The 10,479-nt window shown below is 35.8% G+C and carries 8 protein-coding genes and 2 pseudogenes; 5 read left to right on the plus strand and 5 right to left on the minus strand.

The window, feature by feature from the left end:
- Positions 1-17 precede the first annotated feature (17 nt).
- Positions 18-701 (plus strand): TerC family protein, encoded by a 684-nt coding sequence (locus KTHG_RS04060; RefSeq protein WP_020189649.1) that lies wholly within the window; start codon positions 18-20, stop codon positions 699-701.
- 66 nt (positions 702-767) lie between these two features.
- Here the strand turns inward: KTHG_RS04060 and pepF are convergent, their stop codons facing one another.
- From pepF to gdhA, 3 genes are all read right to left on the minus strand, one after another.
- Positions 768-2,576, minus strand: a complete 1,809-nt coding sequence (pepF, locus tag KTHG_RS04065; RefSeq protein WP_020189650.1) for an oligoendopeptidase F — start codon at positions 2,574-2,576, stop codon at positions 768-770.
- A gap of 122 nt (positions 2,577-2,698) precedes the next feature.
- A complete protein-coding gene (locus KTHG_RS04070; RefSeq protein ID WP_020189651.1) occupies positions 2,699-3,388 on the minus strand; it encodes a phosphoribosylaminoimidazolesuccinocarboxamide synthase in 690 nt (229 codons plus the stop codon).
- Between the two features lie 182 nt (positions 3,389-3,570).
- Positions 3,571-4,941 (minus strand): NADP-specific glutamate dehydrogenase, encoded by a 1,371-nt coding sequence (gene gdhA, locus KTHG_RS04075; RefSeq protein ID WP_020189652.1) that lies wholly within the window; start codon positions 4,939-4,941, stop codon positions 3,571-3,573.
- Positions 4,942-5,133: 192 nt separating this feature from the next.
- Here gdhA and KTHG_RS04080 point away from each other — a divergent pair, with 192 nt between their 5' ends.
- The gene (locus tag KTHG_RS04080; RefSeq protein ID WP_020189653.1) at positions 5,134-5,592 is read left to right on the plus strand and encodes a YaiI/YqxD family protein; all 459 of its coding nucleotides are present in this window, start codon (positions 5,134-5,136) and stop codon (positions 5,590-5,592) included.
- Positions 5,593-5,873: 281 nt separating this feature from the next.
- On the opposite strand, the pseudogene KTHG_RS04085 reads toward KTHG_RS04080, so the two are convergent.
- Positions 5,874-6,314: pseudogene (locus KTHG_RS04085) on the minus strand (carboxymuconolactone decarboxylase family protein).
- A 134-nt stretch (positions 6,315-6,448) separates the two neighbouring features.
- Here KTHG_RS04085 and KTHG_RS04090 point away from each other — a divergent pair.
- Positions 6,449-6,942 (plus strand): annotated as a pseudogene (locus tag KTHG_RS04090) (RrF2 family transcriptional regulator).
- Positions 6,943-6,996: 54 nt separating this feature from the next.
- Here the strand turns inward: KTHG_RS04090 and KTHG_RS04095 are convergent.
- A complete protein-coding gene (locus KTHG_RS04095; protein WP_020189656.1) occupies positions 6,997-7,824 on the minus strand; it encodes a squalene/phytoene synthase family protein in 828 nt (275 codons plus the stop codon).
- A 149-nt stretch (positions 7,825-7,973) separates the two neighbouring features.
- On the opposite strand from KTHG_RS04095, the gene KTHG_RS04100 reads away from it, so the two are divergent.
- On the plus strand, positions 7,974-9,533 hold the full coding sequence (locus tag KTHG_RS04100; protein WP_020189657.1) for an amidohydrolase: 1,560 nt from the start codon (positions 7,974-7,976) through the stop codon (positions 9,531-9,533).
- A 74-nt stretch (positions 9,534-9,607) separates the two neighbouring features.
- A complete protein-coding gene (gene coaW / locus KTHG_RS04105) occupies positions 9,608-10,450 on the plus strand; it encodes a type II pantothenate kinase (protein WP_020189658.1) in 843 nt (280 codons plus the stop codon).
- Positions 10,451-10,479: the final 29 nt, after the last annotated feature.

Genomic DNA, 10,479 nt, shown 5'->3' on the forward strand with positions numbered 1-10,479 from the left:
AAGAAAGTGGGAGTACAATGGATGGTGAAATGATTAGTAAAATCTTATCCATTATTTTGCTTGATATCGTATTAAGTGGGGATAATGCGGTTGTTATCGCGCTTGCCTGTCGTAAATTGGCGCCAGAGCAACGTAAAAAAGCCATTTTATTCGGTACAATGGGTGCAGTCGTATTACGTATTGTATTAACAGTAGTTGCTGTGTGGATTTTAGGAATTCCATTTGTAAAATTCATTGGCGGTTTATTATTATTATATATCGCTTGGGATTTATTAAAATCAGGCGATGAAGACCCCGATATTAAAGGTAATACAGGTTTAATGCCTGCGATACGAACAATTATCGTCGCAGACTTTGTTATGAGTTTGGACAATGTGTTAGCAATTGCTGGCGTTGCAAATGGCCATGTAGGTCTTGCAGCACTTGGCTTAGTAATTAGTATTCCGATCATTATTTTCGGTAGTCAAATCATTATGAAATTGATGGAAAAATTACCGATTCTCGTATGGATTGGGGCGTTATTAATCGCGTATACAGCAGGTGAAATGATGGTTAGCGACAAATATGGTCATAAATATTTAGTCGATGCATTATTCCCACAAATGGATTGGATTATTCCAATTTTAATGATGATTATTTTAATCGCATTAGGTTTATGGGCAAAAGCACGTCAAACACGTCGTATGACATCTAATTCTTAATCATAGTAAAGACCTTCAACGATATTATATCGTTGAAGGTCTTTTTTTATGTTTTATTAAAATGAATTAATCGTTGATTTCATTCGTTAATTGTTCTAATTGGTCAACAAGGCCACCAATAAAGGCAATTGTATCTTTTAGCGGTTGGTCCGTTGTAATATCAACACCAGCTGTTTTTGCAAGCTCAACAGGCGATACAGAGCCACCTAATTTCAATGTTTCTAGCCATTCTTTAACAGCAGGCTCTCCCTCACGTAAAATACGCTGAGAGACCTGTGTTGAAATGGTCAAGCCAGCGCTATATGTGTAAGAGTACAGTCCCATATAATAGTGAGGTTGACGCATCCAAGTTAAGTCTGCACCTTCATTAATAACAACATCCTCACCCCAAAATTCTTCTAGTACAGAACGGAATAATTGATTTAATGTCGACGCATTTACAGATTGTCCTTCATCAATTAAGGCATACACTTTACGCTGATAGGCAGCTTCTAATAAGTGTGTAACGAAGTTGTGGAAATAGGTGCGTGCAATAATTGTTGAAATGACCCAGCGTTTGAAGCGGGCATCTGTCGATGTTTTTAATAAGTAATTCGCCATGAGCATTTCATTCATTGTTGATGGAGCTTCTACGAAATAAGTTGAAGAGTCACTGTTGAACAGTGTCTGCTCGCGTTGTGCGTTGCGGAAATGCCCTGCATGACCTAATTCATGAGCAAGTACGAAAACCTCATTCATACGGCTTGTCCATGAAATTAGAATATAAGAATGATTACCATACGGGCTTGCACAGAAGGCCCCTGTCGATTTCCCTTCATTTTGTGCAAAATCAATCCAGCGATGGTCAAACGCTTCGTCAATCATCGCTAAATAATCATCTCCAAGAATAGCTAATGCTTTTTTTAAATAATCACGTGATTCTTCAACTGTAATAGCAGGTTCATATTCCGGATCTAATGATGTTTTTAAATCAGCAACTGTTATTGTTTCTAAACCATGCGTTTGTTGTAATAGTTTTGCATAACGACGCATATGAGGAGCTAATTCTTTCATGATTAAATCAATTTGACGATTATACAATTCACGATCAACTTCTTGATCTGCTAATAGATAGTCTATTACAGAATCATATCCACGTAATGTGGCGATTGTTTTTTCCGTTGTAACATGTGTATTGTATGTTTTGGCCGTAGTATTTTCAAATTTCTTTAATTCTGCTGAAAAAGCATCAAATGCAGCGCGACGAAGTGCTGTATTGTCTTCGACTTCCCAATCACCTTCAAAGAGGTTATAGCTGTTTGGATAGCGCTTACCATTTACTTCAAAGTCAGGGAATTGAATATCCATTAACTTTGTTGTGTTATAAAGGCTATAAGGGGAATTAATTGTTTCCTGTAATGAAGCCAACGTTTTTTCGGCAGCTGGATGTAATAAATGTGCTTTGCGGTCTAATAAACGCTGCACATAATGCTGATACGTAGCATCTAGGTTTTGCGCTTGCTGCAATGTTTCAGTAGAAAGCGCTAAAATATCATTATCAACAAAAGATAGGGTAGCATTAACTTTTGCTAATGTTTGAGCCATTTTTGCGTAGCGTTCTTCTGCAACTACATTTGTTGCATCTGTTTCAGGATCTAAAAATGCAAATTCAACATAAGGTGTTAATGTAGTATGAAAATCTTCGTATTCCTTAATTAATGCAATGACATCTGCAGCTGTTTGCAGTTGTCCGTGCCATTTCGCTTCTAAAGCTTGAGCCTGTGTTAAAAAACTAGGTAAGACTTCATTAAATTGTTGTTCAGAAGCGATAAGTTGCGTTAAATCCCATTGTTCATTTTCCGGAATATCTTGACGTTTTGGTGCACTTTGTACCATTGTTCATCTCTCCTTTATGATTCGATGACCGAATTATTTTTATTATATATGAATATTCTTACTTTTTAAATAAATAAAAAAGAGTTGCAACAATGAATAGAAAATTGTTGCAACTCAACGGATTATTTTTTTAGCATAATTTCTTCTAATTCAATTGGATTAATAAGACGCTCGCCTTTATAGACATGCATATTATTAGCGGACATTTCATTTATTAATAAAATTTCATTGTTTTGTGAGTCGCGCCCAAACTCCAATTTCATATCATATAATTCTAGTCCCTTTTTTGCTAAGTCCATACGAATAAATTCCGATACATCACGCGCTAAATTTTTCATAAAATTATATTCGGGTAATGTCATAATACCTAATGCTTCAAGTGTGTCAGGTAAAATTGGTGGTAGCTCTTCATGCTCATCTTTTAGAACCATTTCAACTAATGTGTCGAGTTCTTCACCATGCTCAACAAATTCATTATAGCGCGCCTCAAAGGCCCCAATCGCGCGAAAACGACAGATAACATCAATACCATGTCCCCCAAATGGTGTGGTATCTTTAACGCTAATCGATGTGTGATCAGCATCTACAGATATAAAATGCGTTGGCACATCTATCGCATTTAATTTTTTGAAAAAGTAAGCGGATAGTTGTGTGCTTGATAAAGCAGCACCTGGTACGGTTTTTAAAATGGATTTTGCAGCCGGCTCAAAGACGCCATTTTCCCCAGTAACGGCATCAGTGAATTGTATTTGCAAAGCACCAGTTGGTAGACGGTAAATGTTTTTATTTTTTCCTTTATAGATTAATTCCATCGAAATCACTCCTCCCATCTATTCGTATTGTAATCGAAATTAGAGTAGAATGTTTTAAAAAGAATAAAAGAAGGAATTTTATGTAAAAATGACGAGAAAAAGAAAAAGAAAGCGCGTTTTAAAACGCACTTTCTTCTTTAAGCAGAATATTTAATATAAAACAAATGAATTTAATGTTTTAATTAGAATACACCTTGAGCTAACATCGCGTCGGCAACTTTAATGAAACCAGCAATATTTGCGCCTACAAGTAGGTTGCCTTCATGACCATAGCGTTTAGCAGCTGCACTTGATTCGTTATAGATATTTGTCATGATATTGTGTAATTTTTGGTCAACTTCTTCAAATGTCCAGAATTGACGTGCGCTATCTTGTGCCATTTCAAGAGCAGATACAGCTACGCCACCAGCGTTAGCTGCTTTTGCTGGGCCAAATAATACATCATTCGCATAATAAACGTCAATAGCTTCAAGTGTAGATGGCATGTTAGCACCTTCACCGATAGCTTTTACACCATTTGCTACTAAAGTTTTTGCAGCTTCTTCGTTAATTTCATTTTGAGTAGCACATGGAAGGGCAATGTCACATGGAATTGTCCAAATCCCTGTGCAACCTTCTGTAAATGTTGCTTCAGGATGTGTTTCTACGTATTCAGAAATACGAGCTTTACGTACTTCTTTAATATCTTTTAATGCTTCCACATCGATACCATTTGGATCGTGGATATAACCGCTAGAATCACTTGCACCAACTACTTTTGCACCTAATTGTTGTGCTTTTTGGATAGCGTAAATAGCAACGTTACCAGAGCCAGATACAACGACTGTTTGATTTGCGAATGATTCACCGATTTCACGTAACATTTCTTCTACGAAGTATACACAACCATAACCAGTGGCTTCTGTACGAGTTAATGAACCACCGAATGCTAATCCTTTACCTGTTAAGACGCCTGGCTCATAACCGCCACGAATACGTTTGTATTGACCGTATAAATAGCCAACTTCACGACCACCAACACCGATATCACCAGCAGGAACATCTGTGTCTTGGCCAATATGACGATATAATTCGGTCATGAATGCTTGACAGAAACGCATGATTTCGTTGTTTGATTTACCTTTTGGATCGAAATCAGAACCACCTTTACCGCCGCCGATTGGTTGGCCGGTAAGTGAGTTTTTGAAGATTTGTTCGAAACCTAAGAATTTAATAATTGATTCGTTTACTGAAGGATGGAAGCGAAGGCCACCTTTGTATGGTCCGATTGCTGAGTTATATTGTACGCGGTAACCACGGTTTACCTGTACTTTACCATTATCATCTGTCCAAGATACGCGGAATTTGATGATGCGTTCTGGTTCTACGATACGTTCTAAAATTGCTGCATCTACATATTCAGGATGTTGTTCAAAAACAGGTGCTAAAGAATAGATGATTTCTTTTGCAGCTTGTAAGAATTCCGTTTCGTGTGCATTTTGTTCTACTAATTTATTGTAGACGCTATCGATGTATGCTGTTGCTTCTGAGTTTGTTGTTAATGCTGTTACCATTTAAGAAAACCCCCATGTGTGTGTTTAAGTTTTTTGATGTTTCTATCGTAAAGGGAATTTTTAAAATTTTCAATCGTCAAAAAACTTAAATGATCAGATAATTTTAAATACATGATAAAATTAAAGGGTAGATAAATTCATTGTCGTAAAAGGCAATTGTACAATGAATGCTTAGAAAGGATGTGAATAAAAATGCCAAAAATATGTATCGATGCAGATGGATGCCCAGTTGTCAGTGAGACAATTGCTGTCGCACAAGATTTGGAAATGGATGTCGTTATTTTTTGTGATACTTCACATGAAATTGTAAGAGAAGGTGCCACGACCGTAACCGTTTCCAAAGGCAATGATTCAGCAGATTTCGCGTTAGTAAATAAAATTCAAAAAGGTGATATTGTCGTGACACAGGATTATGGACTTGCCACAATGGTGTTAGCTAAAAATGGTTTCTGTATAGATCAAAATGGGAGAGAATATACCCATCAAAATATTGATAGTTTATTAAATATCCGCCATGTAAGTAAAAAGATTCGACAGAATGGAGGGCGTCTTAAAGGGCCCAAAAAAAGAGCAAAAGATGCAAATAAGATGTATGAAATGAAATTTCGACAATTTTGTGAACGAATATTATTTATAGATAAATCAGATTGATTACATATCGATATGAGATTGATTAAAGTGGGTAAGTCTTTTTTTATATGAAAAATTATGTCATTTAACGTATTTTTTTAAAATGTCAAGTTTTGTATACCGTTTAAAATTCAGAATGAAATAGAAAAAAATTATATTAGTTGTAGGATATATTCCGAAAAGAGATAGTAATAATACGCAAATAAGATGAATTGAAAGTTATTAATTTTAAAGTATATAAAAAGTATTCCAATATGAAAAAAGTGCGCTCGTTCTTTTATACAAAGAGTGCACTTTTTTAGTTAAGCAAATTTATTAGCCATAGAAATTGCAATGCGATTCCATGAATTAATTTGATTAATCAGTAAAACTAAGCCTGTATATTGGCGTTCATCGAAAAGTGTGCGGACTTCTTCATATAGCGTATCTGGAATATCATGTGCGCTAATTAACGTTAATATTTCTGCAAATTCTAGTGCCATACGTTCTTGCTCAGTGTATAAAGAGGTTTCTTTCCAGGCATTTAATAAATAAATACGTTATTCTGTTTCACCTAATTTACGTGCATCTTGTGTATGCATATTCAAACAAAAAGCGCAGCCATTAATTTGTGATACGCGGATTTTCACTAATTCTATTAACTTCTTAGTTAAATTCATGTTCAATGAAATATATTTTTCTATTGATAACATGTTTTTGAGCCCTGCTTCGCTTACTTTATAATAGTTAATGCGACTTTTCATAATAAATCATTCCTTTTCAATTAATAATAGATAAAAAATCGTGGATAAAAATTGTCTATAATTAAGAAATTCTTTTTTTAAATAAAAGTCAAATATGATACGATGCGAGTATTGAAAGAAGTAGGTGAAACAAAATGAAATATAGTGTGACAGTAGAATATGCCTTGCATAGTCTCGTTCATTTAATTAGTCTTCCGGATCAGAAAACAATAGGGATAAAAGAACTTGCTGAATTTCAAGGATTATCTGAAACATATCTATCAAAAGTTTTTAGCAAATTAGCAAAAGCAGGTATTGTATTGTCGATACCAGGCGTTAACGGTGGGTATCGTTTAGCAAAAGAAGCATTAGATATTACATTTTGGCATGTTATTCGTGCAATTGAAGGACCTAAACCAATGTTCCAATGTAAGAATCTAGTGGCTGGTACGATGATTAAAGATGAAAATACAGCTTGTAGTGGTTGTGAATCTAATTCTTTTTGTTTAATCAAACAATGTTAGAAGCAGAAAAACAAATGAAACAATTTTTAAACGGAAAGACTTTACAATGGATGCATGAAGAATTAGAAAATATCTTACCAGAAGAACAACGACAGGCAACGCGTGCCTATTTTTTAAAAGAATAATAGTGAAAAATGCATAAAAAGAGGCTGGGATAAAATCCTAGCCTCTTTTCATCATTATTTTGTATGTTCATCTAGTTCTGCAACAGTTGCTTCAACTTCAGCCCGCGTTAATTTTTCGTTACCACTATGCATTGTTTTTAATGTTTTATGTGCAAGTGCGAGCGGAATTTTACAAAACATTAAAATACTACGTTTTGTAATTTGTTTATTGTAAGCCTCTGCTTTTTCTAAGTTGTTATTTGCATAGGCGAATAATTCATCGCGTGTCCAGCCATCTGGTACAAAACTTACGCCACGCTCAGCATCTTCGTCTTGGTTACGTAAAATATTGACTGCTTGTAAACCACGACCATAACCAATAGCTAAATCACGATCTGTATCAATGTTCGCAAATGTTTTCCAAATATCAGATAACATAACGCCAACTAAGCCAGCAACATAATATGTGTAATCATCTAAATCTTCTTTTGTATGACAAACCCAACCTTTTAATGCCCATTTTGCCATGCCGCCAGCCATTTCACTTGTAGAGGCTGCTACACGTTGACGAATTGCATCTGGACATAATGTTATCCAGTCATTTAAGCGCAATGTTACTTCAGGTAAAATCGATTTATATGCATCGATTTCTGCTAGATACGCTGCATTATCAAATGGTTGGGTGCTTAGAAGCTCAGCAGTTTTTGTTAGCATACGTGCTTTTTCTTCTACTGTAATGTCTTCGTGGTCTTCAATTTCATCAATTGCGCGCATACATAAATACGCAGTTGCAACTGTTGTTTTCATATCCTTTTCTAAAAACGTAATGGGAATGAAAAATGTACGACTTGTTGCTTTTAGTACATTCATCGCTTCTTTATATAATTGTTTTTGTTGTACCACAAAGATACCTCCGTTCAAACTTCTATAGTGTTTCCTTATTTATGGTACTGCAAAAAGTCATAAATAGACAATGAAAAAACAGATTTTCGAAATAATTTCCATTTTCTGATATAATAATGCCAATTTGATTCGCACAAGGGGGAAATGTTGTGAAAACATTATGGTATGGTGGCACAATTTATACAATGATTGGTGAAGGTGATACAACCGAAGCTGTTTTGACAGATGGGGATAAAATTATTCAAACGGGTACATATGAACAACTAGCACCATTTGCAGAACAACAACAATTTTTAAATGGTGCAGTAATGTATCCAGGGTTTATTGACAGTCATATCCATTTAATTGGATACGGTGAACTTCTATTAAAGAGAAGAGTTCATCATGTGACAACAGCTGCTCAATTTTTAGAAGAAGTGCGAGATGAAGCGAGTAAATTAGATGGTACTGAATGGATGTATATTGATATGTGGGATGAAAATAGAATGGATCGTATTCCTTCTATTGACGAGTTAGATGCGCTTTATTCGGGACCAATGTTATTACGTCGAGTTTGTCGACATGTTTGCTTAACGAATCATGCAGGTTTAGAAAAATTAAAAGTTACCAAACAAAGTGAGGATCCTGTTGGTGGTGCTTATGGTCGTGATGAACATGGAAATTTAAATGGATTACTTTATGAAAATGCCAATGATGCCTTACTTGATTTAGCTTCTGCTAATATTCCTGAAGAACAATTAGATGAAATGATTCGCTTAGCAATTGATGATTTAGTAGCACATGGTATCACCGGTGTTCACTCAGAAGACTTGGGATACTTTGGACATTATACAAAATCTTTTGGTGCGTATAATCGAGTGATTGGTAAGGAACGCTATTTCCGTGCACATATGTTAAGAAATCATCGTGTTTTTGAAGAAATGATAACGGATGGTGTAACATTTGATAATCCATTCCTTGAACCGGGTGCAATGAAAATTTTTGCAGATGGTTCGTTTGGAGGAAATACAGCTTATTTAAATGCACCTTATGAAGGGACAAAAACAACGGGTATTCAGATTCATAGTGATGAGGAGATGGCTTCTTGGATTGCATTAGCACGTTCTCATAATACAGCGGTAGCCGTTCATGCGATTGGTGATGGAGCGATTGAGCAAGTGATTACAGCATTAGAACAAGTTCCTGCTGTTGAAATGCGGGATCGTTATATTCATGGGAGCTTATGTACGCCCGTACAAATTCAACGATTAGCAGCGTTAAACATTATTGTAGATGCACAGCCATTGTTCTTATTATCGGATATGCCATGGGTTGCCGAACGTTTAGGGGAAGAACGTAGTCACTATTTATATCCATGGAAAGAGTTTTTGCGTGCAGGAATTGTTCTAGGCGCAGGAACAGATGCACCTATAGAACGTATTAGTCCATTTGAAACGATTTGGGCAGGTGTAACACGTAAGAAAGTAGGTGGCGAAGTTTATCAGCCTTCACAATGTTTGTCGCGATATGAAATGCTTCATATGTATACAGTAGGTAGTGCGTATACAGGCAATCAAGAAACATATCGCGGTCATATTGCCCCAAATTATGATGCAGATTTTACAATTTTAGATCGTGATTTACTGCATTGTACAGAAGAAGAAATTTTATCGACAGCAGTTATGAAAACAGTTGTAGCAGGTAAAATTGTATATGAACAAAAATCATAAAAATGCGTATGAAATATTTGCAAATGCCTTATTTTCGAATTAAAGTGTAATGGAAGCGAAAAAGGAGTTTATATATGAATACAATTGGTATAGATGCAGGCGGTACATTAACAAAAATCGCCTACACAGATGGAAATAATGAATTACAAGTTCGTCATTATCCGTCAAATGATTTAGCTCAAGTAGCAGCTTTTATTAATGCACACCCAGAAATTCAAATACTTGGTATGACAGGTGGGCGAGCAGAGCAATTGAATCTATTATTAAATGATTCTCTTACACGTCATTCATTAGTGGAGTTTGAAGCAACATTTCGCGGAGTGAATTATCAATTAAAGCGTCAAGAAGGCGGATTAGAACGTTGTATTGTCGCGAATATTGGTTCAGGGACATCCATCCATTATAAAAATGGTGAGGCGTATACACGTGTTAGTGGTACCGGCATTGGTGGAGGGACACTTGTTGGATTGAGTGCCTTAATGACTGGAGAATACGATTATCATGAAATTTCAAGTTTAGCTGCTACCGGGCAGCGAAAAAATATTGATTTGATGGTAGCTGATATTTTTGAAGGAATGGAGGTACCTGCACCGCTTGATCCAGATTTAACAGCAAGTAATTTTGGTAAAGTAGGGTTGAAACCACCACAAGATTATGTAAAGGCAGATATTTTAGCGACGACGATGGGGCTTGTTGGGGAAGTTGTCTCGACATTGAGTATTCAATTAGCTGAACAATATCAAGTTGAGCATATTGTGTATATTGGTACAACACTAGATCATAATACGAAACTACGAGATGTTATTACAAGTTATACGAAATTGAAAAAGAAAACAGCTGTGTTTTTAGGGGACGAAGGATTTAGCGGCGCAATTGGGGCATTGTTATATGCTAAAGAACAAGTAAGTTGTGTATAAAAAAGCAGGAATCACGCTTATGTGTGATT

Source organism: Kurthia sp. Dielmo, assembly GCF_000307285.2.
Lineage (GTDB): Bacteria > Bacillota > Bacilli > Bacillales_A > Planococcaceae > Kurthia > Kurthia populi.